Raw genomic sequence first — 24,730 nt, forward strand, 5'->3', positions numbered from 1 at the left:
CGGGAAAAGCCCGTTCCGGTGACAGAACGGGCTTTTCAAGAAGTGTGCCGAAAGCGAAAAACGCGCCTCAGGTGGTGCTATTGGGCTTTTGTGGTGGCGCGACGCGCCTCAGAAAGGTCGGCCGCCACGGGCGTGGGCCGCAGCATGCCCAGCAGGTCGGCCAGGCGCTGCTTCATTTCGCGGCGGTCCACAATGAAGTCGAGGAAGCCGTGCTCAAGCACAAACTCGGCGCTCTGAAAGCCCTTGGGCAGGTCCTTGCCGATGGTTTCTTTGATGACGCGCGGGCCGGCAAAGCCGATGAGGGCGCCCGGCTCGGCGATGTTAAAATCGCCCAGCATGGCAAACGAGGCCGTGACGCCGCCCGTGGTGGGGTCGGTGAGCAAGCTCACGTAGGGCACGCCGGCTTCGGAAAGCAGGGCGAGCTTGGCCGAGGTTTTGGCCATTTGCATCAAGGAGTAGCCGGCTTCCATCATGCGGGCGCCGCCCGAGCGCGAAATCATGAGGAAGGGCGTGCGGGTTTGGCGGGCGTAGTCGATGGCGCGGGCAATTTTTTCGCCCACCACCGAGCCCATCGAGCCGCCGATGAACTTGAAGTCCATGGCTGCCACCACCAAGGGCTGGCCCGCCGAAATGCCGTGGGCGGTGCGCACGGCGTCTTTCAGGCCGGTGTTGCGCTCGGTGGCGGCCACGCGCTTGGGGTATTCCTTGGTGTCGACGAAGTGCAAGGGGTCGGCCGAGGTCAGGTTGGCGTCCAGCTCGGTGTATTCGCCGCGGTCGAAGAGAAATTCGAAGTAATCGGCGGCGTCGATGCGGTCGTGGTAGTTGCAGTTGCCGCACACGTAGAGGTGGCGCTTGTGCTCGGCCATGGTCACCACGGTTTTGCACTCGGGGCACTTGTACCACAGGCCGTCGGGGGTTTCCTTTTTCTGCTCGGTGGGGGTCACAATGCCCTTTTCTACGCGCTTGAACCAGGCCATATATTGTTCGCTTTGAGCTGTTAGCGGATGGCTATCAGCTTTTAGGTTTGGAGGAAGAGCCGCTGGCGGCGGGCCGGCGGGTACGGATGAAACGGGGCGTCAAAGATAAGCCACGCGCGGCGCTGATTGGGCAGCGGCCAGCAGCTCGGCCGTAGTTTACGCAGAGCTGTTTTTTTGGTCGAAGCACGAGCGTAGGGCAACTGAACGGCGGGTGAGGCGAGAAAATTTTAGATGGACACTGGCCCCCACATTCAAGCAAATATAGGCCGAAGCATCGGGCAAAACCGCCTTTTCGCGGGCCTGGCTGCGCATTAGGCGCTACCTTGCTACGCCAACGCGGCCGGGCAGTCCGGCCACCGACGGCCCGGCCCTGCGCCTTTTTCTGCCCGTGAAAAGCTTCTCCCCTGCCCTGCTGGGCCTTTCGCTGCTCGCCGCTTCGGCCCTCAACGGCTGCGTGACGGCCCGCAAATACGACGACCTCAGCGCCCGCCAAAAGGCCGACGCCCAAGGCAAAGACGCCGCCGAGCGCCAGCTCCGCAGCACCACCGCCGAGTTGCAAAAAGCCTCCGACGAGCTGGCCCAGCTGCGCCTCACCCAGAAGCGCTTGGTGACCGACTCGGCCGAAACCGGCGCTGCCTACCGCAAAACCCGCTCCCTCTACAACGAGCTGAACAACAGCTACGACAAGCTCCTTAAAAACAGCGACCGGGAACTGGCCAACAAGTCGTCGGACTACAACAAGGTGGCCAAAGACCTGGCCCGCCGCGAAGCCGAGCTGGGCGAGCTGGAAACCACCCTGCAAAAAAGCAAGGCCAACAACGACCGCCTCGCCGCCGACCTACAAGCCCGCGAAACCCGCCTCACCGAGCTCACCAAAGCCCTGGCCGACAAAGACAAAGCCGTGGACGACCTGAAAGCCCGCGTGAGCAAGGCCTTGCTCAGCTTCAACAGCAGCGACCTGCAGGTGAAGCTGAAAGACGGGAAAGTGTACGTGTCGCTCTCGGAGCAGTTGCTGTTCAAATCGGGCTCGACCAAAGTAGACCCCAAAGGCCAGGAAGCCCTGAAAAAGCTGGCTGCCGTGCTGCAGGAGCAAAAAGACGTGAACGTGGTGGTGGAAGGTCACACCGACAACGTGCCCATCCTGCGCGGTACTGCCGGCATGACCGACAACTGGGACCTGAGCGCCCTGCGCGCCACCGAAATCGCGCGCCTGCTCACCACGGCTGGCGTGGCGCCGGAGCGGGTCACGGCCTCGGGCCGGGGCCAGTACGTGCCCGTGGCCGCCAACGACTCGCCCCAGAACAAGGCCCTGAACCGCCGCACCGAAATCATCCTCACGCCCAAGCTCAACGAGTTGTTTCAGATTCTGGACAGCAACTCGGCCACGCCAACGGCCCCGGCTGGAAAATAAGGCGTTAGCTTAGTAAAAGGGCTTAATTTTTGCTACCTTGTCTGCGCGGCAGCCGAGGTTGGGGGCTGTTGGCTTCCACTTCCTTTCCCTTTTTCTATGCTTACAGCTTTTCGCTTTCGCAGCCTGCTTGGTGCGCTTTTTTTGTGGCTCAGCAGCAGTTCTGCGGCCTGGGCTTCGCACGCCCTGGGCGCCGACATCACCTATGAATACGCGGGCACTACGGCTAGCCCCAACCAGTACCATGTTACGGTACGGCTGTTTCGAGACCTGGGCTCGCTGGTTGATGACCCGTATGTGACGCTGAACGGCGGCCTCAACGGGTGCAGCGCCACCACGCTGGGCGGTTTCACGATGATGGTGCCGCGCAGCAGCCGCACAAGGGTTTCGGCGAGTTGCAACAGCACGCCAATCAATTACGAGCTTAGCACCTACGACGCCCTCGTGCAGCTGGCGCCGGCTAGCTGGACGCTCAGCGTTGAAATGCCAAACCGTGCCGCCGGCGTCGTCAATATTGTTAATTCGCAGAACCAGAGCATTTTCGTTAAAACGGAGCTAAATAATAGCAGCGGTCTAGTCAATTCTTCGCCCCGTTTTCTCGTCGACCGCCTCATTCAGCTGACCACCTCGCTGGCCCCGCAGCACTACAGCATTGGTGCTTTCGACAGCGAAGGCGATTCGCTGGTGTACCGGCTGGTGCAGCCCCTGGCTAACCCAACCCCCGCGGCTCCGTGCGGCATGCTCACCAGTGGGGCCATTGCGCCGCACTTCCAGCTTGATGCCGCTACCGGCGAGTTGGTGACCGTGGGCGGCCCCACGCAACAGGGCTACTACGCGCTGGCCGCTCGGGTTGACGAATACCGGCGTGTGAACGGTACCTGGCAGCAAATCGGGAGCATCACCCGCGATGCGGCTTATTTCGTGCTTGCCGGCACCAATCAGGCGCCGGTTTTCACCCGTGTGGCGCTGGACGGTGCGCCCGGCGGCCAGCTCCTGGGCCGAACCATTCCCGCCAATCCGGGCACAACGCTCTCGCTCCGGCTCACGGCCACCGACCCCGACGCCGGCCAAACCCTAGCTCTGTCGAGCAGCTTCCCCGGAGTGGTGCAGGGCGCCACGTTCCAGGATTTGGGTGGCGGGCAGGCGCAGCTTAACTGGCAAATACCTGCCACGCTCGCTCCCGGCAGGTACCTGCTGGCGGTTACGGCCCTCGACAATTATTGCGCATCACCGGCCTTTGCCGTGGTCACGGTTCCGGTGCTGGTAACGCAACGGGTACTGGCTGCACGCACGCGGCAGGAACTGGCGCAACCACCCTTCCCGGTGCCATTCGCTGAGGTGGTGCAATTTCAGTTTGCCGGAAAAGGCGTGCAGCCCGTCACCATTTCCGATGCGCTGGGCCGCCAGGTGGCCCGCTTGGAAACGGCCGCCGATGGCCGCGTGGTGTGGCAGCCAACCGGCGCACTTTCTGCCGGCCTCTACTTTGCCCGGAATGGGGACGGCACCCAGGTAGCCCGGCTGCAATACAGTGGCCATTAAGGGCGGCTTGGATGATGGGGGCCTAGAGCTAGCAGGAGCCCCAAACCGCCGCACCGAAAGTATCCTGAAGCTCAGACTGTACAAGCAGCTTCAGGTTTCGGGCAGCCGTTTGGGTACACGGCAAACAACTGCTTGCTTCCAACCAGTACATCATTCGCTTTCAGTCATTGGTAAATAGCTTTGAGGGCTACCGGACTATCCGGTGGTGCCCGCTGCATTTGCCTTTCCTTTCTCAATGATGCTTCGCTTTACCGTTTTTCGCGCCATCCTGCTTCTCGTTTGCTGCTGGGCAAACGCCTTGGTGGCCCAGGCTTCCCACGTGCTGGGTGGCGACCTTGCCTACGAGTACACAGGCACTGTGGCTTCTCCAAACCTCTACCGCGTGACGGCGCGCATTTATAGTGACGGCAGTGGAGCGGCGGGCATAGCTGGGCCACCCACCGCGATTACGCTCACGTGCAGCCCGAGCGGGTGCGGACAGCCCGCCATCACCACCACGCTGGCGCGGTCGGCGGGCCAAACGGTTGCCACCTCGTGCACCAGCACCGGTGAGTCGTTCATCATCACCACCCTGCAAGGGCTGGTGACGCTTCCTCCAGGCCAGTGGCAATTGAGCGTCGGTATGGCATCGCGGGCTGCCGGCATCGTTAATGTATCGCAATCCAGTGCTGTTGGCATTTCCCTTAACGCTGAGTTGGACAATACAACGGGCCTGGTGAACTCCTCGCCTCAATTCACTGCATCGCGGCCCGTACACCTCGTGAGCGGCCAGGCGCAACGGTACAGCCTCAGCGCCTTCGATAGCGAAGGCGACTCGCTGGTGTACGAAACCGTGCAGCCTCTGACGGGCATGGCCAATGCTTCGTCGGTTTGCCCCGCTGCTACCATTGGCGCCGCGGCCCCGCATCTACAGGTAAACGCCGCCACTGGCGAACTGCTAAACGTGCCCAGCGCCGCCGGACAGCTGGGCATTTATGCGCTGGCCGCTCGCGTGAACGAGTACCGGCGCGTGAACGGCACCTGGCGAAAAATTGGCAGCGTGATGAGGGAGCTGGATTATTATGCTTCAATCGGCGCCAACCAAGTGCCAACCTTCACCCGCGTGGCCTTGGCGGCCAATCCTACCGGCCAGTTGCTGGGCCAGGAAATTCGTATTGCCGCGGGCCAAACGGCTACGCTCATCCTAACCGCCGTCGATACTGATGCTGGGCAAACGGTGACGCTGAGCAGCGAAGTGGCCGGATTAGTGCCCGGGACCACCTTTCAGCCCTTGGCTAACGGCCAGGGCCAGCTCACCTGGCAGGTGCCGGCCACCCTGCCACAGGGCCGCTACCGGCTGACGGTTTCGGCGCTGGACAATGCTTGCCCGTTGCTGGGCCACAGCGTGCTCACCTTGTCGTTCTTGGTCACGCGCACGGGGCTGGCTACGGCGGAGCGGCAGGCATTGGCCCAGCCTCCGTTCCCGATGCCGTTCAGCGAAACGGTGCGGTTTCAGTTTGCCGGCCAGGGCGTGCAGCCCGTTATTATCACCGACGCTTTGGGACGGCTAGTCACTCGGGTTGCCACGGCTGCCGATGGAACCGTGGTGTGGCAGCCGGGCGCGGCCCTGCCCGCCGGGCTTTACTTTGCCCGCAACGCACAGGGCACTCAAGTGGCTCGGTTACAGTACAGCGGCAAGTAATGCTTGTTTCAGCCAAAAGAAAAAGGCCGCTCAGTATCTGAGGGGCCTTTTTCTTTTGGCTGAGAGCGCCGTGCTTACAGCGTGAAATTCAGGCGGCCGAAGTAGAAGGCGCCGTTGAAGCCGAACTGGTTGGAGTTGTACAGGAAGCGGCCGCGGTTGGTGGCGTCCAGGGTCGAGTAGAACAGGCTTTGCTCGTTGTTGTTGGGGTCCTGGTAGAGGCGGTCGGGGTACACGTTGAACAGGTTGTTCACGCCTACGCTCAGGCCGATGTTTTTGATGAGTTGGGCGCTGAGGGTCAGGTCGGTCACCCACTTAGCCGAGAAGGTCTGGTCGATGAACGAGCGGGTGGGGTCGGCGTCCTTGGTTTGCACCTCGCCAAAGCGCACCGTGCGCAGGTTCACGCCAAAAATTTTGTAGCCATAATCGGCGCTCAAGTTGATTTTGCTGCGGGGCTGCCCGTTTTCGAGGCGGGCGCGCTGGGCGCGGTCAAAGAGCGTGTTTTGCAGGCTGGCGTTGTTGTCGATGAAGGCCGAGCTGTTGAAGCTGCGCACCACCGTCTCGTTAAAGTTGGCGGCGGCCGTCAGAGTCAGGCGGCTGTCGGGGCCCAGGGTCAGGCGCTCGTTGGCCACGATGTCGATGCCCTGCGTGCGGGTATTCACGGCATTGGCGAAGAACTGCACGCCCTGCACCGGGTTCTGACCGGGGCGCTGGTTGGCGGTGAGAATGCCGGCCACCACGGTATTGTTGCGGCTGAACTGCGACGAGAGCACAATCCGGTCACGGATGTCAATCTGGTAGGCGTCCACCGTCAGGGTGATGGTTTTCAGGATGCGCGCCGTGAGGCCCACGCTGTAGTTGTTCGACTTTTCCTGCTTGAGGTTGCCAATGCCGAAGGCCTTGGTGATGGGGTCGTCGTTGTTGGTGGTCAGCACCTCGCGCAGCTCGCCGCTGGTGAACTGCGTGCTGGAATTGGTGAAGTAGCGCTGCTGCAGCGAGGGCGCCCGGAAACCGTTGCTGATGGCCCCGCGCAGGGCCAGCCCGTTCAGGATGCTGTAGCGGGCGGCCACCTTGCCGCTCACGTTCGAGCCAAAGTCGGAGTACCGCTCGGCGCGGCCGGCCACGTCCACCAGCAGCTTATCGGTCAGGTCGCTTTCCAGGTCGATGTAGCCCGACACGTTGTTGCGGCTCTGGTTGAGCGCGTCGGAAGGCCGGTAGCCGGCAAATCCCTGCGAGCCCGCCGCGGCCGGCGTGCCATTCACGAAGCGCGGCCCGAGGACGTAGGAACCCGATTCGCCGGCATTAATCTGGAAATTATCAACCCGAAACTCGCCGCCAAAGGCCACGTTCAGCGTCGCCAACGGCCCTACTTCGGTGAATTTGCGGGAGAAACCCAGGTTGGTGGTGTTCTGCTGGAAGGCCAGCTGGCCGGCGTAAAATGAGGTGGGACTGGTGCCCACCGGCAGCGAGGCGTTTAGGGTGTTGGTGATGTCGTAGTCGAGGGCATTGCGGCCGTAGGTGTTGCTCAAATCGGCGGCGAAGCCCAGCACCTGGCCGCGCAGGCCCACAATGGCCGAAGCGTCGTTCACGGTGCTGTTGATGAAGGGCAGGAAGCCGTTGGGGTAGATGCTGGCGTCGGTTTGCGTCACGGCCGTGGGCAGCCGGTAAAGGGCACCCGAGCGTCCCATGCGGCGCGTGAGGCCGCTCGCAAAGTATGCTTCGAGCCCGATGCTGGGCGCCAGCGTGTAGGCCGCGTTCACGAAGCTGCCGTAGGTGCGGGTGTCGGCGCTGCCCACCCGAATGTCGCGGCGGTTGAAGCCATTCTGCGCCACCAGCGCATTATCGCGGGCTTTCAGGTCAAGTTTTTGCGCATCGGTGAGACCGCCGGGGTAGGCGCCGCCGCTGGTGCCGAGGTAAATGAGCGGGGCCGTGTCGGCCCCGCTGCGGTCCACGAAGCTGCGGTTTGAGAACTGCCCGCTCACGTTGAGGAAGCCGCGGCGGCCCAGGCCAAAGCCCAGGTTGGCATCGGCCTGGAAAAGCTGCCCGTCGCTCTTGGCGGTTTGGCCGGCGGTGCTGCTCACGCTCACGCCGGTGGTGTCGTCTATTAGCTGAATGTTGATGACGCCCGCAATGGCGTCGGAGCCGTACTGAGCGGCCGCGCCTTCGCGCAGCACCTCAATCCGCTTAATAGCGGCGGGCGGAATCACGTTCATATCCGTACCCACCGAGCCGCGGCCGGGCGTGCCGTTGATGTTGACCAGGGCCGAGGTGTGGCGGCGCTTGCCGTTCACGAGCACCAGCACCTGGTCAGGGCCGAGGCCGCGCAGGGTGGCCGGGTCCACGAAGTCGGTGCCGTCGGTCACGGTCTGGCGCGTGCTTTGGAAGGAGGGGGCGATGTAGGTGAGAATCTGCGTAACGTCGGTCTGGGCGTAGGCCTTGATTTCGCGGGCCGAAATCACGTCCACCGGTGAGGTGGTGAGGATGTTGGAACGGCCTTCGGTGGCACGCGAGCCGGTCACCACCACCTCATTCAGCTCCGTCTGGTTGGCAGCGAGGCGAATTTCGAGGCTGGTGCGGCCGTTCAGCGGCACCGTCTGCGTCACGGAGCCCACAGCGGAAAACACCAAGGTGGCCGAGGCCGGCACATTGCTTAAAGAGAAGCGGCCGTCGCCGTCGGTGCTGGTGCCGTTGGTGGTGCCTTGCTCCAGCACGGTCACGCCGGGCTGGCTTTGGCCGGCAGTGTCGAGCACGCGGCCGGTAACGGTGAGGTTCTGGGCCCAGGCGGCGGCCGTGGTGAGCCACAAAAGCAACGCCAGCAGCCCTATTCGGGTAGTTGTGGGGTGTATCATCGTCAAAAAATGAGGGAAGAAAAAAAGCGCGTTTTCCTGGCCGCGGAAGCAGCTGTTTAAGAGTTAAAACGCCAAAAAAGAAAGAGGGTCAGCATGCACTGAAACCAACGCACATTACGGTAGCGATTTATCAATTAAGCGTCTACACCACCCAAAAAGAAAATCTGAAGCCTGCGCAACGGCCCGTCATGAGCAACGCCAGCCCGACGCGGCAATGCCGCTGCAGCCAACTCCTTCACCCACAAAAAGCAATTGCGCCAAGCGCTTGCGCTACACCCCGGGCAGAAGGGCCCACAGGGCCCGGCCGGCGGCTAACGCCCTTCTACCAACAACAGCAACAGCACCCCATGCCGGCAGCGCACACGGGCGCCGACAGGCTGGCAAGGGTCAGAGGAAAGCGGGTTGGTACCAACCGGCTTCCCTGCAAAGAGGGGGCGGCTGCGAGTAATTGTATCACGGGGCAAAGCTAAAACCGAATTCCGGCACCGCGGCAGCAGGCCGAATCGAGCGTGTATAAGCTGGCGGCGGACTAATTGTTTTTGGGCCGCGTTTTATTAATTAATAATCGTCTGTCATCGTGAGCGCAGCGAAGGACCTTATCACCGCGGAACAGCTGGCAGTATATCAATGAGTGCAAACGTGATAAGGTCCTTCGCTGCGCTCAGGATGACAGATTTCTGTGGTGCCGCCTACCGCTCCCACCAGCGCGAGTTGAACGGCCCGGTGGCCACGTCTACGCGCTGGCCGGGGGCAGGCAGGAGCAGCGGCACATCCGGTGCGGCCGCTTCGAGGAGGCGCTCCACGGGCTGGCGCCAGGCGTGGAAGGCCAGGTTGAACGTGCCCCAGTGCAAGGGCAGCAGCGGGCCGCCGCCGAGCAGCCGGTGCGCCAGCAGCGCTTGGTCGGGGCCGAGGTGAATGTTAGCCCACTCCGGGTCGGAGGCGCCAATTTCCAGCATCACCAAATCGAAGGGCCCGTAGGCTTCTCCTATCTGCCGGAAGCCTTCTTCGAAGGGGCCCGAGTCGCCGCCGAAAAACACCTTGTGCTGCGGCCCCAACAGGCACCACGAGGCCCAAAGCGTGTTGTTGCGGGTAAGGCCCCGGCCCGAAAAGTGCCGGGCCGGCGTGGCCACCAACGTAAAATCGGGCGCCAGCGCGGCCGACTCCCACCAGTTCATCTCAGTGATGCGGGCGGCGGGCACGCCCCAGCGGCGCAGGTGCGCCCCCACACCCAACGGGCAGAAAAACGGCACGTCGGTTTTCGCCAGAAAGCGAATAGCTCCGGCGTCGAGGTGGTCGTAATGGTCGTGCGAGAGGATGACGGCATCCAACTTGGGCAGCTTGTCCAGCGGCAGCGGCGCGGCGAAAAACCGCTTCGGCCCCATTAGCTGCGAGGGCGAGGCCCGCTCGCTCCACACCGGGTCGGTGAGGATGCGGCGGCCGTCGATTTCGAGCAGCGTGGTGCTGTGGCCCAGCCAGGTGGCGCGCAGGGCATCGGCCGGCACGGGCGCGGCCAGGGTGGCGGCATCGGCCCGGAAAGGGCCGAGCGGGGCCCGGGGCTCCCGCTCGGCTTTCTCAAACAGGTAGCGTTTCAGCAGAGCGCCGTAGCCCGAGGGCGGGCTGACGGACGTGGGCAGGGTGTTGTGATAGATTTTACCGTCGAAGCGGGCCTGAACTTGCATGGAATAGCGGCTGAGCAGAACCTGATTTTAGGGTTCCGTGCGCCCGCAGACGCACGAGCCGGCCGCATATTTTGCCGCCGCTACCGCAGGCGGTAGGCCACTCCCAGCCGCAGCATGCGGGAGTACACCTTCGGGCTGGCCCCTAGCAGGCCGCTCTGGTAGTTCCAGAAACCGTGGGAGTAGCTGGCGTTGAAGCCCAGGCGCTGGTACCACAGCGTGGCATCGGCGCGCAGGCGGGGGTCGATGTGGCCGGCCAGGTGACGGTCCCGGTCGGTGCTCCAGGCGGTGCGGCCGTTGTAGTCGAACGTGCCGCTGCCCTTTTCATGCAGGCCAAAAACGTACGCCACCTCGGGCCCCACCAGGGCGTCTATGCTCAGTGGGCCAGCCGCAAAGCGGTGGCCAAAGCCCACAAAAACCGTCAGGTTCTGGGTTCGCAGGGCCGTGCTGCCGTCGGCGTTGTACAGGCCCCGGTAGGAGCTATAAGCAGGAAATGCCGCCGACAAGCCCGTGATGTTGGTGCGGCTTTGCAGCCACTCATACCCAAGGTCGAAGGCTAGCAGGCCGTTGCGGGCGCCCACCCGCACAGCCCGGGCCCCCAGGGCCAGGCCCGCGCCCCAGCGGCTGCCGTAAGGGCTGTTGGTGTAGCTGGCGCCCGGAAAATCGGAGTAATTGATGAAAGAGGCATTTTGCGCGTCGGCCCCGCCAAAGCGAAACAAGCCGGTGCCGGCCCGGGCCTGCAGCTCAATGTGCTGGGCGGCCACCGGCGCCGCAAAGGTCAGGAGGGGCAGAAGGAGGAGTTTTTTCATGTGCGAGACAACGAGAACCCGGGTTTAAAATAGCCAGCAGGCTACGCACGCCCTGACCGGGTGCCCGGCGCAAAGGTTGCGTAGCCCGCCCGCAGTTTCTCGATGGCTTATTTCAGCAGCCCGCGCACTACGGGCAGGGCTTGCTCGGCCCAGCCGCTCATGTGCGGGCCGGAGTAGTGCAGCCCGTCGCGGGTGAACTGGCGGGCATCGCCGGCTGCGGCCCGGGTGCGGGGTGTGATGTCGACGTAGGCCACGCCGGCCTGGCGGCACTCGTCCTGCGCCACGGCGTTGAACAGGTCGATTTCGGCCCCGATGCGGCCCGGGTCGCGGCCGTCGCGTTGGCCATAGGGCGACTGGCTCCAGTCCGGAATGGAAAGCACCACCACCCGGCCGGGCCGCCCGCCGGCAAAGCCAATGGCCTGCTGCAGCAGCCCCCGAAACTCGGACCGGTACAGGGCCACCGTCTGGCCCCGGTATTGGTTGTTCACGCCAATGAGCAGGGAAACCAGGCCGTAGGTAGCAGGCAGCCGGGCATCGGCAATGGCCGCCTGCAGCTCGGCCGTGGTCCAGCCGGTGCGGGCAATGTAGGTGGGCGCCGCCACCGGCACGCCCTCCGCCGTGAGCCGCGCGGCCAGCTGCGTGGGCCACCGGTCGGCCGCGGCCGCGCCTTCGCCAATGGTGTAAGAATCGCCCAGCGCCAGGTAGGTGAACCCGCCAGAACCAGCGGGCGGCACCGGGGCCACCTCCGGCGTAGTGCACGCTACAGCGCCCAGCAACAAAACCAACAACCAACAAAACCGACGAAACATGAGCGTATTTTTAAGCCACAACCGCGGCATCTACGCCAAGAGTGCCCGCGCCAGATTCCGCAAAGCCCCGGCCCCGAAGCATAAACTCGGAACCGGGGCTTTGCAGATGGAGGGAGGCGCGGGTGGTTAAAAATCGGCTTTTACGCCCAGCGCCAGCGTCAGCAGCTGGCCGAAGCCGAGGCCGCCTTTCTGGTTGTTGAGCCAGCTGGCCAGGTACAAGTCGTTGCTGCCCAGCTCATAATACACCGAAATCTTGCGCGGCTGGCCCGTGGCGGCCACCGGCGGCGCCAAGAACGTGAGCCGGCTGCCCAGCAACGGCCCGTAGCGTGTGTCGGTCGAAAACCAGTAGTAGTCGCTCGAATACTGGCCTTTCAGTTCGTCGTTGAGGGTGCCGTGGGTATAGCTGAAATAAGCCCCCACCGTGAGGGGCACCACCTGAAACTTCTCCCCCACCGGCAGCCGGAACGGCGAATACATGAACTTGAGCGAGGCCAGGCTGAGCGTGGAGCCGCCATATTTCTTGGGCACGTAGCCGATGAGGATATCGGTTTCGAGGCGGTCTTTGGCGAATTCGTAGCCGGCGCCGGCCGCCACCATGCCCAGGCCGCCCCCGGTTTGCAGCACCAGGTGCTTGGGCCGGAACCATTTGCGCTCGGGAGTGCCGGCGGGCGGCGCGTCGGCCGCAGTGGCAGTCGTGGTATCGATGGGTGCGGGGGTTGCCTGGGCTCCCAGAGAGGCCAGCAGCAGGGTCAGGAAGAGAAGCTTTTTCATTAGAACTTGACCCGTTTGATGCGAAACTGCTTGTCGCCCCACACTGTCACCACCATGTAGTGCCGCTCCGAGAAGGCGTCGGAATTCACGTAGGTCACGCCGTCGTTGTAGGGCTGGGTGATGCTGGACGAGTGGTTGTGGCCGTTCATCTCAAACACCAGGTTGGGGGCCTCGGCCAGGGCCCGCACGTAGGGCGTGCGCAGGGCGGGGTCGAAGTCGTCGTTGGTGGGCGGCACGTGGCTGATGACCACCTGGCGGCGGGCGCCGTCGCGGTTGGCCAGTTGCGGGCGCAGCCAGCCCATGTCCGGCGCCGTGCCGTCGAAGTTGTACTCGCGGCCGTTGGTGTCCACCATGATGAACTTGGTGTCGCCGTACACAAAAGAGTAGTTGAAGGCGCCAAAAATGTGGGCGTAGGTGGGCCGGCCATTGCCCACCAGGTCGTGGTTGCCGATGACCGTGACGTAGGGCACGTTCAGGCGGCGCAGGTGCTCGTCGACCCACTGCATCTCGCGGGCCAGGCCGAAGTCGGAAATGTCGCCGGCCACAATCAGAAAGGAGATGCCCTTTTGCTGATTCACACTGGCCACCAGGTCCTTAGCCTCGTCGTAAAACTGTTGCGAGTCGCCGGTGAAGATGAAACGTAGCGTGTCGCCGGCCGCCAGGGGCCGGGCCTGCAGCCGGGCCAGGTTTTTCTCGGTGAGGCTGGTAAATTCTTCGGGGACGCGGTGGTCGTTGGGGCTGAACTCGATGAGGTTGCAGCCCGCCAAGCCCAGCAGCGCCGCCACGGGCGCCACCCGGGCCCGGCGATACAACTTGGAGAGGTAAAGCATAAGCAGGAGGCCTTTCAATGAAAAGCCGATAAAAACCAGAATGAAAACAGAATCAGGACTTGTACCCCCGCCGCCCTGCCAGGGTTCTGGTTTTAATTCTGTTTTAATTTGATTTCAAGCTGATAATTCGCCGCTAAAGCCCAGCCTCGAAGCCCAGAATCACCCCATCACGGCCACCAGGCCCAGGGCGGCCTGCGCCATCCGCTCCTCCCCTGCCAGGCGCACCAGCGGCGCAGCCTCGGCAGCGCTCAGCCCTTTGGTGAAGAGCCGCCACGCCACCTCGGGCGAAAGCGCGATTTCGGCCGTAGGCGCCTCGGCCATGGGCGGCGCCAGCAGCCAGGCGTTGGCGGTTTTCAGCAGCTCCCACGTGCCGCCGGCTTCCGTTTCGATATGCACCCGCACCCGCGTGCCCACCGGTGCTTCCACCGCGCGGTAGGCGTGCGGCAGCCCGCGCAGCAGCGTATCGATGAACGGCCGAAACAGGGCCGGCGTCATCAGTGGCGCGGTCTGGCCCACAGCTTCGCGGATTTGCTGCTGGTGGTGCCACTTCTCGGTGTAGTCGCGGGCGATGTGAAACCAGTTCGGCGACTCCATTTCGCCGGCCCAAGCCACCGACCACGCTGCCGGCGCCCACGGGTCCAGCGTGTGCAGGTAGGCCGTGTATTCGACGCCCGACTGGGCCAGCCACTCCATGAGCACGGCTGGGCTGAGGCGGCGCATGGCCCGCACCCACTCTGCATTCAGGCGGTTGAGGTAGGCCACCATGCCGGCGTAGGAGAAGTCGTCGGGCGTTTCGCCGAAGTAGCCGTCGCGCAGCATCGACAGCGTGCGCAGGTTGCCGTCGAGCAGGTGCGCGGCCACGTCTTTCACCGTCCAGAGCCGGGCCAGGGTGGGGCGCTGCCAGTCCTCGGGCGGCAGACTGCGCAGCAGTTCCAGCAGCAGGCGGTCGAGTTCGGCGAAGAGCGGCAGGGTCTCGATGGGGGCGGGCGGGGACGTCATGCCCAAGTATATCAAAAAGCTGTTAACTGACCAAAACCCGGTCTTACCTACAAGCTCAGCAGCTCGCGGAAGCGCTGCGACTGCTGGCGCGACACCTCCACTACCTCGCCACCGCCGCGCAAGGTCAGGCGCAGGCTGTGGCTGAACCAGGGCTCGACGCCGGCCACAAAGTTCAGGTTGATAATTTGCTGGCGGTTGGCCCGAAAGAATGTTTTCGGGTCGAGGCGGGCTTCGAGCTGGGCCAGCGTGCGCGGGATGAGCGGGCGGTGCTGGTCGAAGTAAATCTGGGTGTAGCTGCCGTTGATTTCGAACAGCCGCACCTCGGCCAACCGCACAAACCAGCACCGCTCGCCGTCTTTCACAAACACCTGGTCTTGCTCGGTGAGGGGTGTGGCGGGCGCGGCCGTTGGCGCGGGCTCCGGGGCCGGGCGGGGCGTCGGGGCCGGCAACTGGGCCCGCACTTTATCGAGGGCGGCGCCCAGGCGCGCTTCCTGCACGGGCTTGAGCAGGTAGTCGAGGGCGTTGACCTCAAAGGCGCGCAGGGCATGGGCGTCGTAGGCGGTGGTGAACACCACGGGGGGCGCCGCCTCCAGCGTGGCCAGCAGCTCAAAGCCCGTTTCGCCGGGCATGTGGATGTCGAGCAGCAGCAAATCGGGCCGCTGGGCGGCGATTTGGGCACGGGCCTCGTCGGCGTCGCGGGCCTCGCCGGCCACTTCCACATCGGGAAAGGCTTCGAGCAGGCGGCGCAGCTCGGCGCGGGCCAGCCGCGAATCATCAACCAACAGCACTCGCATCATGAAGCAGAAAAAAGAGGAGAAAAGTCAGCAACGGATGCCGCACCGGCCACGGATGCAGCTGCGGCAGCAGCTACCGGCAGGCGCAGCGTCGCCAGCACGGCGTCGGCCGCGGCGGGGTCGTTGCCTAAATTGAATTCGGCCGCTGTGCCGAACGCCTGCGCCAGCCGCTCGCGCAGCCCACGCAGCCCCAGCCCCCCACCAGCCGCCGTGGGGGCATCCGGCGCGTAGCGGCCGGTGCTGCGCACCGTGAGGCAAAGCCAGCCGGCGGCATCAAGCTGGGCCGCCACGGCCACAAAGCCGCCCGCCGGCCGCGGGGCCACGCCGTGCTTGATGGCGTTTTCGACCAGCAGCTGCACCGAGAGCGGCGGCAGCTGGGCGGCCCGGGCGGCGGGGTCCACGTCGAGGGTGTAGCGCAGGCGGTCTTCCAGCTGCAGGGCTTCGAGGGCCAGGTAGTCGGCCACGATTTCCAGCTCCTGGCCCAGCGGCACCAGCGGCGTGGCGCTGTGCTGCATCACGTAGCGCAGCAGGTCGGCGAGGTGGGCCAGGGCCTGGCGGGCACGGCCGGGGTCTTCGCTCACCAGGCCGCGGATGTTGTTGAGGCCGTTGAACAGGAAGTGCGGGTTGAGTTGGGCGCGTAGCGTGTTGAGTTCGGCCTCGCGCACGGCGGCCGTCAGGCGCCACTTCTCAATTTCGGCCCGGCGCGAGCGTTGCAGGTAGTGCCAGCCCACGTAAGCCGCCGCCCATAGCGAGAGCAGGATGTTGATGTTTACCACATATATCATCTGCGCACCCCAGCCCTGCGGCCCCTTCCCTGCTGCCTGCGTGGGCAGGAATAAGGTTGACACCAACCCAATCACCAACACGCTGCCCCCAGCTAGCCCCGCGTTGGCTAGCAGCAGCCGGCCCAGCAGGCCCAGAGGCGGCCGGGCCAGCCAGTCGCCGCGCCATATCAATTGGCGCAGTAGGTGCGAGGCGCCCAGGGCCGTGCCCGCAATCAGAAAGCTCATCACGCTGAACACCCAGCTTGGCATGCCGGCCGTGGCGGGCACGAACGCCCGGTAGATAATCAGGTTGAAAAGGGCGTAGAGCGTCCAAGCCAGCGCCTGGGTGCGCCAGTAGTATCGGCTGGGCTGGGGAGCGGAAAGCAGGAGCATGGGTGGTAATGGGAACAGTTAGCGCCGCGTGGCACGAGTACCCCGAAGCTCCTGCTTCGGCTCGCGCCTGCCTCGTTCAACGAACCGAAGCAGGAGCTTCGGGGTACTCGTGCCACATGGCGCTAATAGCCGGGCTACTTCTTCGCCGCGTAGTTGGCCTGCAAAAATGCGTCGGCTTGCTGAAAGAACCAGTCCCGGTCATCGTACATCACGAAGTGCTTGCCGGCCTGCGACATCTCGATGCGGTGCTGCGGCAGCTTGGCGTACTGCGCCTCGAAAATGCCCTTCGTCGAGGCCAGGGTAGCGCCGTAGGGCTGGTAGGCGGCCCAGGTGCCGAGCACCAGCGCGGGCTGCCGCACGGCCCCGAGGTCGGCGCGCAGGTCGGTGGTGTAGAGCTCGTACATGGCCTGGGCCACGCTGGCGGGGTTCGAGGCCTGGCCCCAGCGTGTCACCAGGGCTTGGTGGGCGGTGTCGGTTACCATGGTGGTCACCATCTGGCGCTGCTGGGCCAGGGGCAGCTTACCGGCGCCCATCTGCTGGCGCATGCCCGCGGCCATGGGACGGGCGGCTTCGGCAGTGAGGGCCGGGTTTTGCACGGCAGCCAGGAAGGGCAGCGAATCGAGGATGAGGAGCGGGCCCACAGCGTCGGGCTGCGTGGTGCTCAGCCACAGGCCCATGAAGCCGCCCAGGCTGTGGCCGATGACGGCCGGGCGGTCCAGCTTCTGAGTTTTGATGTAGGTAAGCAGCTGCTCGCGCACGGCGGGCAGGAAATCGGCCGTGGGGGCGCCGGCCGCCGGGGCCGTGCCGCCGAAGCCGGCCAAACTCAGCACGTGGCACTGGTAGCGGCCCTGGTAGCGGGCCACGGTTTCGTCCCACACCGCGCCGGGGCAGGTCAGGCCCGGAATCAGTAGCACGGGCCGGCCCTTGCCCACCACGCGCACCGTGAAGCTGGGGTGGGCGGCGGGGTTATCAGCTACGGCGACACTGGCCGTGCGGGGGGCAGACAGCGCGGCGGCCAAAGCGGGCTGGGCGAAGGAAACGCCGAGCAGCAAGGCGGCGAAAGAGTGGCGGAGGGCAGCGTAAGTCATGGCGTTGGGGAAGTGTTTGGGTTGATTGATGACTCAAACTTCCGCCACCCCTCCCCCACCCCAAAGGCAATTTGGGCGAACGGTGATTTTGCCCCGCGAACGGGCGCAAACCCAGCCGAGCCGCACGCCCCAAAACCAAAATGCCCCGGAGAATGGCTCCGGGGCATTTGTGCGTTTCTCAGGCTAGGCCACCGCCTCACCACGGCATCTTCAGCGCATCTTCCCACTTTGTGAAGGCCCCGAACGGCACCTTGGCCCGGCCGTAGCTCAGCGTGCCGGCCGGAATGGCGCGGGCGGCGGCTTCCACCTGCCGGAAGGCCACTTTGGCCGGCGCATCCGTAAGACCGGAGAACGTGGCGGGAAAAGCCGTAAAGCTGTTTTTCAGCGGGCCACCCATGAGGTAGCGGCCGGTAAGTCGCCAGCCGTCGGCCCCGCGCACAGCCCGGATTTTCATTTGCTCGGGCAAGGTTTCGCCCTCTGCCAGCACACGCGTGGTGAGCAGCCCCCGAGACAGGTCCACCGTGTCGAGCAAGAAGCCGTTGCTTTTCAAATAGGTACTCAGCCCGGCCAGCACCGCGGCCGGCTCGGCCGCGGTTTTCACCAGTATCAGGTTGGCCCGGCTGGTGGGCTCGGCCACCTGCTGAGCGGCGGCCGAGCCCACCAGTATGCCGCTCAGGGCAACGGCCATCGAATAGCTGCGCATTAGCCGATGGCCTGGGCCAGGTCCTCAATCAGGTCTTCGGCGTCTTCAATGCCCACGCTCAGGCGAATGAGCGAATCGCTCAGGCCCGACTTGCGGCGCTGCTCGGCCGGAATGCTGGCGTGCGTCATGGTGGCGGGGTGGCCCGAGAGGCTTTCCACGCCGCCCAGGCTTTCGGCCAGGGTGAAGTACTTGAACTTCTCGAGCACGGCAATGGCATCTTCCTGCTTATCACCCTTCAGCACAAAGGAAATCATGCCGCCGAAGTCGCGCATCTGCTTGGCCGCCACGGCGTGGTTGGGGTGGTTTTCGAAACCGGGCCAGTACACTTTTTCCACTTTGGGGTGCTGGCGCAGGTACTCGGCCACGGCGCGGCCGTTTTCGCAGTGCCGCTGCATGCGGATGTGCAGCGTTTTCAGCCCGCGCAGCACCAGGAAGCAGTCCTGCGGCCCGGGCGTGCCGCCGCAGGCGTTCTGGTAGAAGCTCAGGCGCTGGTGCAGCTCGTCGTCGTTCACCACCAGGGCGCCCATCACGGTGTCGGAGTGGCCGGCCATGTACTTCGTGAGCGAGTACATCACGATGTCGGCCCCCAGGTCCATCGGCGTTTGCAGGTAGGGCGTGCTAAAGGTATTGTCGACGGCCAGCAGGGCGCCGCACTCCTTGGCCACGGCCGCGGCGGCGGCAATGTCAATGACGTTGAGCAGCGGGTTGGTGGGCGTTTCTACCCAAATCAGCTTGGTTTTCTCGCCGGCCACGGCGCGCACGGCTTCCATGTCGTGCATGGGCACGAAGTGGAATTTGATGCCGAAGGGCTCGTACACTTTCGTGAAGAGGCGGTAGCTGCCGCCGTAGAGGTCGTTGGTCGAAATCACCTCGTCGCCGGGCTGCAGCAGCTTCATCACGCAGTCCATGGCGGCCATGCCCGAGGCGAAAGCCAAGCCGTGCTGGCCGTTGTCGAGGGCGGCGAGGGCGTCCTGCAGCTGCGAGCGGGTGGGGTTGTGGGTGCGCGAGTACTCGAAGCCCTGGTTTTTACCGGGCGAGGTCTGCACGTAGGTTGAGGTCTGGTAAATGGGCGTCATGATGGCCCCGGTGGCGGGGTCCGGATGCACGCCGGCGTGGATGGCTTTGGTGGCGAATTTCATGGATGGGATTTTATACACTGATTAACAGTAACTTGTATTTTAATTTTCTGGAAAGTGGGACTAAATTAGGACTAACCAAGTGGGACTAATAACTTGATATTGAATCAACTACTTAACCCCTACGACAATCCCGAAAATGTTCTATAAAGTCAAAGGTATCAGCAAGAAAACAGGGTTAGGAACGGTGTATTGCGTCTTGCGCACGAAAACGGGTGACCGGGTAAGCGAAACAGTGAAAACCACTGGCGTAACTGTTAATCCAGCCCACTTCAATACGAAGACGGGCAAAGTTAGCCAACGTGACACGCTGTATATTGAAAAGAACGAACGGATTCACACCGTTGGCGCTGGCATGGAAGCGGTGGCAAGGGATTTGGATTGGTCTGGCATTGTGCCAACCAAGCAAACAGTGGAACGCGGCATACAGCAAAACGCGGAATTGCCTGCTGTGTTTGATGCTGTGCGCGCTGCAAGGATACGCATTCACGAAGACCAACGCGCCACGCTATTGCTGGATATTCAGGAACTGGAAGCACAGCTTAGCGCTAAGCGCACTACCTTGGAAAAGCTTGAAATTGGTCTTGGCATTCGTGCCAAACCGTTGCAGTTGTCCAAGTTGATTGACCAATACAAAGCAATGAAGGCAGCGCAAGACGTGAAGCCCGGCACGTTGAAAAACTTCACGGTACTGAACAACATCGTAGCGCGGTATGATTCGCAAGCGTTGCTGACAGATATGGGTTTAGACTGGTTCAACGCGTTTCAGACGCATCTTGTGAAGCGCGGGGTTACTAACAAGTCAATCTTGGAAGTAATGGGCAAGTTGAAGACGGTGTTTCGTCACTACGCTAACAAGCATAACATCAGCACTGGATTCCTTGCCGACTTCGTGCCTGTCAAAGACGGTGCCGCCAACGATGTGCTTTTCTTGACCGCTGACCAATTGGCTGAACTGGAAGCGCTGGACATTCCCGCCGCCAACGTTGGTCAAATAGATGTGCGTCGTCAATTCCTATTCGCCGTGGAAACGGGTTTACGACGGTCCGACTACCAAGTAAGCGAATCCAATATCAAAGGGGACGAATTGGTAGTCATTACCACGAAGACGGGCAAGGTGGCGTCTATTCCCTTCACCCAAAAAGCCCGGCAATTGTTTGCAGACGCTAACCACAACTTCCGGCTAATCAAGGAAACACAGTTCAACCAAACGCTGCGGATAATCTGCAAGAAACTGGCTTCCATGCAAGACGATGTTACGAACTACAGCTATGTTGGCGGTGCGACCAAGGAAGAAACGTTGCCCCGCTGGCAATGGATGACAAGCCACGTAGCCCGCAAGACCTACGCCCACAATGCCCTTAGCCGTGGCGCATCAGCTACGGCGGTTGCTGAATGGTTGGCGCACAAGTCCACTGCCATGCTGGACAAGCACTATTCCAATCGGAAGGAACTAGCCCGGCAAGAAGCCTACAAGGTTTTGTAAACCGATAGCCCGCCCACTTCGGGCTTTTTCGTGCCTAATCCAATCAAGCATAATGTAAGAATAAAAAATGTGAAATAATTCTGTCTAATAAGGGCAAACCAAAAACCACTTTGAATATATAATAGTGAAAACCAACCACTATTATGTCCCCAATCACAAAAGCCCCTATTTTAAATTATGTCCTTTGCTTGGACCGCCTTGAAATCATGTTGAAACCCGCCCATGAAGTATTCGCGCCCATGCCGGTCAACTTCAATGCCATTAGCCGTTTAACTGCACTACCGTCTTACAACGTGAACGGTGTTGCTTTAGAAATTGCTTCTAAATGTGAAAATAGTAATTACCACGTTGCCTATAACATTATTATTGATAAGCAACGATTCGGCACCTTACTTCTTGACCGCACCAAATTTTATCACTGCGACAATAACTTATTCAAATTGCAACTAACGAACCATACCTGCTATACGGCATGGCTGCCTAAGCTTCACTTGTTCCTTACGTCATTTCACCTTGAAGTTAATAACATTACTGCGCTTGAAATCAGCATGGACACGAATACGGATATACTGTCCGACTTTTTCCACTACTTCAATCAGCCCGATGTATTTCACTTGGTATCGGGCTTAAAGCCTGCCAGTAATATTGAACGATACGGTGAACTTTACCGTGATGGTTCTACGGTTGATACTTTCTACTTGGGCAAGACCAGCAAGAAAGTCAAGATTTACAATAAGTCACTAGATATTGTCAAGAAAGGCAAGCATTACATTACCGATTATCACAAAGCCAATGGCTTGGACATTGATAGTCAGATATTCCGTTTAGAACTGGCATTGACCAACAACGCATTAAAGCGTTCAACCACTGTTTACAAGCACAAATACAATGGCGAAGAACTATCAGTTTACCAATATGAAAAACTATCTAATAAGGGTGAACCAAAAACCAGCCAATACAATAAACACACCCGAAAAACCAGTATTAATATAACGATTGACGACCTTGCCGATAGCAACAAGCTGTCAGGACTATTGGAATTGTTAATGCCGACCGTGTTGCAATTCAAAATCATGGACAACAAACGCATAAGCCGTTGTACTGATGTTCAATTTGTTAAGTTTAAAACTTTGTCCAACATTCAATATATACATACAACTGATAAAACTAAAAACCGTGATACCAATATGAATAAAAATGCTATTCACCAAAACCTTAAATGCTTTGTAAAGACGAAAGCGCCAGAAATGCAAAAGGCAGCCTTACGCCTTGCCACCGATGCCAACCTTGTTGAATATTATGACCAACTATTAAAGCAACTGCACATTGAATCTAAGCCTGTAGCGCCCATTTTTAAACATAGCCTTTCGTTCTAATAAGGGTAGACCAAAAACCATTAACAAGCAAACAGAAACCAATGATAGGGACCGTTGTGATTGGGGAATTACACCCCTGTCATTGGTATTCTGATTCTGAATAACATTTACCCAAACACTTACCGCAAAGGATGCACCGTAGGTGTAGCAGCCTGTAGCGGGTGGCGACAAGTAACAGAATCTTAGCTTAATTTAGCTACAATGGGCTATTAAGCCACCCAACACCCTAAATATTAAATGTGGGAATATAAAATCCAACTAACCACGGTTCATGGTTTTCCCCGTTGAAATAATTTAGGGGTTAACCTTTCAACCGCTTGACCGCCGTGGGCGTAAAGGCACAGCCCCGCCGTGTTTTGTAGCCACTGGCGTTCAACTTATCGGCAATGACAGCCAGTGTAGCCCCGCCCGATGCCAACAAGTCTATCAGTTGCTTTGCCTGAACATTCGCCTTGTTTGTTTGGGCGTTGATTTGGCGCGTCTGCTGCCCTTTCACCCGCCCTTCGTTAGTCAGGTTGGCAACGTTCCCGAGCGCTTCGCCACGGGCACGTTTTGCGGCTAGTGCGTCCTTTGTCCGTTTGGCAATGGTTTCCCGTTCGTGCTGTGCAATGCTGGCGAATATGCCAATCGTTAACCCATTGGCGTCGGGCATGTCGGCACAGACGAAGTTTACCCCGCTGTCCCGCAAGGTGAAGATGAACGCAGCATTGCGGGACAACCTATCCAACTTGGCAATCAGCAGAACGGCGTTGTTCTTTTTGGCGTGGGTAATGGCAGCGGCTAGTTGTTCGCGGGTGTTGTTCTTCCCGCTTTCCACTTCCACAAATTCCGCCAAGATGTTATCAGCCGACTTGGCATAGGTCAGCACAGCGGCGCGTTGTGCTTCCAGACCTAGCCCGCTGCTTCCTTGTTTGTCCGTTGATACGCGCAAGTAAGTAACATAGCCTTTCATAGATGCTTCGTTGCCCATAGTGCGACAACTGAAACAAAGGTAACAGGATTTATCATTACTGCAACGGTCGTTACTGAAATGATAAATAACCAAGTGACCTACTTCAACGAAGCTAAATCCTTGAATCAATCATGCCTTCAAGTTCTTTAATCCTTCTTTTTAGTTCTTTAGCCCGACGTGAATAATGGTCTGCTTCGCCTTGATTGACTGATTGCGGCACTTTTTGCGCAAGTGAATCAAGGTCTTTGCATATATCAAGAATTTCCTGACCTAGTGGCGTTACGGGTTTCATATATGGGACTTATCAGCGTTCACAGGCAAGGTAAGGGAAAATCCTATTGCCGCCGATTCTATCCGCACGAAGCTTAGTCCACTTATAGTCCCACCATTTTACTAATTTTAGTGGGACTAATACTAACACACCCTAACATTACTTTATGCATTATGCTATAATTCAAGAAATTAACAATTGACAAATTACCACTTTACGCAATTGGTGGCGAATTTCATGGTGGGAGTTTTAAGAGGAATTAGGCCGCGCAGGCCTGCGGCAAAGTTCGGCGTTTAATCGGAAACCAACGGGCCGCCGGAACCGGCCGGCGTGCTTATCTTGCTACGATGTTTTCATTCACCGTTTTACCCTCTTTTCTACTTTTTACTTCCTTTCTATGAAGAAAGCTTTACTCGTGCTGGCTACCCTGGCGGTGCACTTCACCGCCCAGGCGGCCCCCAAACCCCCGATGACGGCTGCCGACTCGGCCGCCCGCCGCACCTTCGTCATCGACTCGCTCAATAATTCGCTGCACTACCAGCAGGGCCACATCACGCTGCCCGGCGGCATCAGTGAACTGCAAGTTCCCCGCGGCTTCCGCTACCTCGACTCGGCCCAGAGCCGCACCGTGCTCACGCGCTACTGGGGCAACCCCGACGGTCGCTCGCTCGGCATGCTCTTCCCCGAGAAAAGCAACCCGCTCGACGACGGCGCCTGGGCCTACGTCATTGAGTACGACGCCTCGGGCCACGTGAAAGACGACGACGCCGACGACATCAACTACGACGACCTGCTGAAGGACATGCGCGAGGACATGGCCGAAGGCAACAAGGAGCGCACTGAGGCCGGCTACCCGGCCGTGACACTGGTGGGCTGGGCCTCGCCCCCCTACTACGACAAAACCAACCACACCCTGCACTGGGCCAAAACCCTGCAATTCGGCGAAGGCGCCGACAACACGCTCAACTACAACGTGCGCATCCTGGGCCGCAAGGGCGTGCTCATCCTCAACGCCGTGGGCGCCTCCAAAGACCTGGCCGCCATCAAGGCCAGCATCCCCGGCCTGCTCAGCGCCGTCACGTTCAACAAAGGCCAGCAGTACACCGACTTCAACCCCGGCCTTGATGAAGTGGCCGCCTACGGCATCGGCGGGCTCATTGCGGGCAAGGTGCTGGCCAAAGTGGGCCTGTTTGCCGTGCTGCTCAAGTTCTGGAAGCTGGGCCTGCTGGCCCTGAGCGGAGCCTGGGCGGCCATCAAGCGCTTCTTCGGCGGCAAGGGCAAGCAGGAAGAGCTGGCGCCCGCCGGCGGCCCCGCCCCCGACCCCGAAACCCCCGGCGAAACACCGGAAGCCTAATCTTCTCGGCGCGGCCGCGCTTTTCACCGTACTTGCAGGGCGAATCCTCGCCGCCACTGGGCGGGGGT

The 24,730-nt window shown here is 61.0% G+C and carries 21 protein-coding genes; 6 read left to right on the plus strand and 15 right to left on the minus strand.

What is annotated here, in order from left to right:
* Window positions 1-77: 77 nt before the first annotated feature.
* Entirely contained in the window at window positions 78-977 is a 900-nt protein-coding gene (accD, locus tag MTP16_RS00760) for an acetyl-CoA carboxylase, carboxyltransferase subunit beta (RefSeq protein WP_243515028.1), read from the minus strand.
* 388 nt (window positions 978-1,365) lie between these two features.
* Here accD and MTP16_RS00765 point away from each other — a divergent pair, with 388 nt between their 5' ends.
* From MTP16_RS00765 to MTP16_RS00775, 3 genes are all read left to right on the plus strand, one after another.
* Entirely contained in the window at window positions 1,366-2,388 is a 1,023-nt protein-coding gene (locus tag MTP16_RS00765) for an OmpA family protein (RefSeq protein ID WP_243515029.1), read from the plus strand.
* 96 nt (window positions 2,389-2,484) lie between these two features.
* Window positions 2,485-3,924 carry a T9SS type A sorting domain-containing protein gene (locus MTP16_RS00770; RefSeq protein ID WP_243515030.1) on the plus strand — a complete coding sequence of 480 codons (1,440 nt, stop codon included), beginning with the start codon at window positions 2,485-2,487 and terminating at the stop codon, window positions 3,922-3,924.
* Window positions 3,925-4,159: 235 nt separating this feature from the next.
* Window positions 4,160-5,605: a hypothetical protein gene (locus MTP16_RS00775; protein WP_243515032.1), complete on the plus strand. Its 1,446-nt coding sequence runs from the start codon at window positions 4,160-4,162 to the stop codon at window positions 5,603-5,605.
* Between the two features lie 74 nt (window positions 5,606-5,679).
* On the opposite strand, the gene MTP16_RS00780 is transcribed toward MTP16_RS00775, so the two are convergent.
* The 12 genes from MTP16_RS00780 to MTP16_RS00835 form a co-directional block, all read right to left on the minus strand.
* Window positions 5,680-8,451, minus strand: a complete 2,772-nt coding sequence (locus MTP16_RS00780; RefSeq protein ID WP_243515034.1) for a TonB-dependent receptor — start codon at window positions 8,449-8,451, stop codon at window positions 5,680-5,682.
* A gap of 689 nt (window positions 8,452-9,140) precedes the next feature.
* Window positions 9,141-10,130 carry an MBL fold metallo-hydrolase gene (locus MTP16_RS00785; RefSeq protein ID WP_243515036.1) on the minus strand — a complete coding sequence of 330 codons (990 nt, stop codon included), beginning with the start codon at window positions 10,128-10,130 and terminating at the stop codon, window positions 9,141-9,143.
* Between the two features lie 80 nt (window positions 10,131-10,210).
* Entirely contained in the window at window positions 10,211-10,936 is a 726-nt protein-coding gene (locus tag MTP16_RS00790) for a hypothetical protein (RefSeq protein ID WP_243515039.1), read from the minus strand.
* A 107-nt stretch (window positions 10,937-11,043) separates the two neighbouring features.
* Window positions 11,044-11,745 (minus strand): SGNH/GDSL hydrolase family protein, encoded by a 702-nt coding sequence (locus tag MTP16_RS00795; RefSeq protein WP_243515043.1) that lies wholly within the window; start codon window positions 11,743-11,745, stop codon window positions 11,044-11,046.
* Window positions 11,746-11,871: 126 nt separating this feature from the next.
* Window positions 11,872-12,516 (minus strand): hypothetical protein, encoded by a 645-nt coding sequence (locus tag MTP16_RS00800; protein ID WP_243515046.1) that lies wholly within the window; start codon window positions 12,514-12,516, stop codon window positions 11,872-11,874.
* A complete protein-coding gene (locus tag MTP16_RS00805) occupies window positions 12,516-13,346 on the minus strand; it encodes a metallophosphoesterase family protein (protein WP_243515049.1) in 831 nt (276 codons plus the stop codon). Before MTP16_RS00805 ends, MTP16_RS00800 begins: the two co-directional genes overlap by 1 nt.
* A gap of 159 nt (window positions 13,347-13,505) precedes the next feature.
* Window positions 13,506-14,345 (minus strand): maleylpyruvate isomerase N-terminal domain-containing protein, encoded by an 840-nt coding sequence (locus tag MTP16_RS00810; protein ID WP_243515051.1) that lies wholly within the window; start codon window positions 14,343-14,345, stop codon window positions 13,506-13,508.
* Between the two features lie 47 nt (window positions 14,346-14,392).
* Window positions 14,393-15,139, minus strand: coding sequence for a LytR/AlgR family response regulator transcription factor (locus tag MTP16_RS00815; RefSeq protein WP_243520126.1), 747 nt, complete (start codon window positions 15,137-15,139; stop codon window positions 14,393-14,395).
* On the minus strand, window positions 15,139-16,296 hold the full coding sequence (locus MTP16_RS00820) for a sensor histidine kinase (protein ID WP_243515053.1): 1,158 nt from the start codon (window positions 16,294-16,296) through the stop codon (window positions 15,139-15,141). Before MTP16_RS00820 ends, MTP16_RS00815 begins: the two co-directional genes overlap by 1 nt.
* A gap of 134 nt (window positions 16,297-16,430) precedes the next feature.
* Window positions 16,431-17,384, minus strand: a complete 954-nt coding sequence (locus MTP16_RS00825; protein WP_243515054.1) for an alpha/beta fold hydrolase — start codon at window positions 17,382-17,384, stop codon at window positions 16,431-16,433.
* 196 nt (window positions 17,385-17,580) lie between these two features.
* Window positions 17,581-18,072 carry a hypothetical protein gene (locus tag MTP16_RS00830; protein ID WP_243515055.1) on the minus strand — a complete coding sequence of 164 codons (492 nt, stop codon included), beginning with the start codon at window positions 18,070-18,072 and terminating at the stop codon, window positions 17,581-17,583.
* A 14-nt stretch (window positions 18,073-18,086) separates the two neighbouring features.
* The gene (locus MTP16_RS00835) at window positions 18,087-19,226 is read right to left on the minus strand and encodes a cystathionine gamma-synthase (RefSeq protein WP_243515056.1); all 1,140 of its coding nucleotides are present in this window, start codon (window positions 19,224-19,226) and stop codon (window positions 18,087-18,089) included.
* Between the two features lie 136 nt (window positions 19,227-19,362).
* Between MTP16_RS00835 and MTP16_RS00840 the strand changes: the two genes are divergently transcribed.
* Complete coding sequence (locus MTP16_RS00840; RefSeq protein ID WP_243515057.1) at window positions 19,363-20,709, plus strand: tyrosine-type recombinase/integrase; 1,347 nt, start codon at window positions 19,363-19,365, stop codon at window positions 20,707-20,709.
* Between the two features lie 143 nt (window positions 20,710-20,852).
* On the plus strand, window positions 20,853-22,085 hold the full coding sequence (locus MTP16_RS00845) for a hypothetical protein (RefSeq protein ID WP_243515058.1): 1,233 nt from the start codon (window positions 20,853-20,855) through the stop codon (window positions 22,083-22,085).
* 301 nt (window positions 22,086-22,386) lie between these two features.
* Here the strand turns inward: MTP16_RS00845 and MTP16_RS00850 are convergent, their stop codons facing one another.
* Together MTP16_RS00850 and MTP16_RS00855 are read right to left on the minus strand one after the other, a co-directional pair.
* On the minus strand, window positions 22,387-23,055 hold the full coding sequence (locus MTP16_RS00850; protein ID WP_243515059.1) for a recombinase family protein: 669 nt from the start codon (window positions 23,053-23,055) through the stop codon (window positions 22,387-22,389).
* A 94-nt stretch (window positions 23,056-23,149) separates the two neighbouring features.
* The gene (locus tag MTP16_RS00855; protein WP_243515061.1) at window positions 23,150-23,329 is read right to left on the minus strand and encodes a hypothetical protein; all 180 of its coding nucleotides are present in this window, start codon (window positions 23,327-23,329) and stop codon (window positions 23,150-23,152) included.
* 376 nt (window positions 23,330-23,705) lie between these two features.
* On the opposite strand from MTP16_RS00855, the gene MTP16_RS00860 reads away from it, so the two are divergent.
* Window positions 23,706-24,662, plus strand: a complete 957-nt coding sequence (locus MTP16_RS00860; protein WP_243515064.1) for a DUF2167 domain-containing protein — start codon at window positions 23,706-23,708, stop codon at window positions 24,660-24,662.
* The last annotated feature ends 68 nt before the right edge of the window (window positions 24,663-24,730 follow it).

The sequence above is a fragment of the Hymenobacter monticola genome (genome assembly GCF_022811645.1).
Lineage (GTDB): Bacteria > Bacteroidota > Bacteroidia > Cytophagales > Hymenobacteraceae > Hymenobacter > Hymenobacter monticola.

Excerpts from the sequence above, each read along its gene's own strand:
- accD (WP_243515028.1), bottom strand. The coding sequence starts at position 977 with ATGGCCTGGTTCAAGCGCGTAGAAAAGGGCATTGTGACCCCCACCGAG.
- MTP16_RS00770 (WP_243515030.1), top strand. The coding sequence starts at position 2,485 with ATGCTTACAGCTTTTCGCTTTCGCAGCCTGCTTGGTGCGCTTTTTTTG.
- MTP16_RS00775 (WP_243515032.1), top strand. The coding sequence starts at position 4,160 with ATGATGCTTCGCTTTACCGTTTTTCGCGCCATCCTGCTTCTCGTTTGC.
- MTP16_RS00780 (WP_243515034.1), bottom strand. The coding sequence starts at position 8,451 with ATGATACACCCCACAACTACCCGAATAGGGCTGCTGGCGTTGCTTTTG.
- MTP16_RS00785 (WP_243515036.1), bottom strand. The coding sequence starts at position 10,130 with ATGCAAGTTCAGGCCCGCTTCGACGGTAAAATCTATCACAACACCCTG.
- MTP16_RS00790 (WP_243515039.1), bottom strand. The coding sequence starts at position 10,936 with ATGAAAAAACTCCTCCTTCTGCCCCTCCTGACCTTTGCGGCGCCGGTG.
- MTP16_RS00795 (WP_243515043.1), bottom strand. The coding sequence starts at position 11,745 with ATGTTTCGTCGGTTTTGTTGGTTGTTGGTTTTGTTGCTGGGCGCTGTA.
- MTP16_RS00800 (WP_243515046.1), bottom strand. The coding sequence starts at position 12,516 with ATGAAAAAGCTTCTCTTCCTGACCCTGCTGCTGGCCTCTCTGGGAGCC.
- MTP16_RS00805 (WP_243515049.1), bottom strand. The coding sequence starts at position 13,346 with ATGCTTTACCTCTCCAAGTTGTATCGCCGGGCCCGGGTGGCGCCCGTG.
- MTP16_RS00810 (WP_243515051.1), bottom strand. The coding sequence starts at position 14,345 with ATGACGTCCCCGCCCGCCCCCATCGAGACCCTGCCGCTCTTCGCCGAA.
- MTP16_RS00815 (WP_243520126.1), bottom strand. The coding sequence starts at position 15,139 with ATGCGAGTGCTGTTGGTTGATGATTCGCGGCTGGCCCGCGCCGAGCTG.
- MTP16_RS00820 (WP_243515053.1), bottom strand. The coding sequence starts at position 16,296 with ATGCTCCTGCTTTCCGCTCCCCAGCCCAGCCGATACTACTGGCGCACC.
- MTP16_RS00825 (WP_243515054.1), bottom strand. The coding sequence starts at position 17,384 with ATGACTTACGCTGCCCTCCGCCACTCTTTCGCCGCCTTGCTGCTCGGC.
- MTP16_RS00830 (WP_243515055.1), bottom strand. The coding sequence starts at position 18,072 with ATGGCCGTTGCCCTGAGCGGCATACTGGTGGGCTCGGCCGCCGCTCAG.
- MTP16_RS00835 (WP_243515056.1), bottom strand. The coding sequence starts at position 19,226 with ATGAAATTCGCCACCAAAGCCATCCACGCCGGCGTGCATCCGGACCCC.
- MTP16_RS00840 (WP_243515057.1), top strand. The coding sequence starts at position 19,363 with ATGTTCTATAAAGTCAAAGGTATCAGCAAGAAAACAGGGTTAGGAACG.
- MTP16_RS00845 (WP_243515058.1), top strand. The coding sequence starts at position 20,853 with ATGTCCCCAATCACAAAAGCCCCTATTTTAAATTATGTCCTTTGCTTG.
- MTP16_RS00850 (WP_243515059.1), bottom strand. The coding sequence starts at position 23,055 with ATGGGCAACGAAGCATCTATGAAAGGCTATGTTACTTACTTGCGCGTA.
- MTP16_RS00855 (WP_243515061.1), bottom strand. The coding sequence starts at position 23,329 with ATGAAACCCGTAACGCCACTAGGTCAGGAAATTCTTGATATATGCAAA.
- MTP16_RS00860 (WP_243515064.1), top strand. The coding sequence starts at position 23,706 with ATGAAGAAAGCTTTACTCGTGCTGGCTACCCTGGCGGTGCACTTCACC.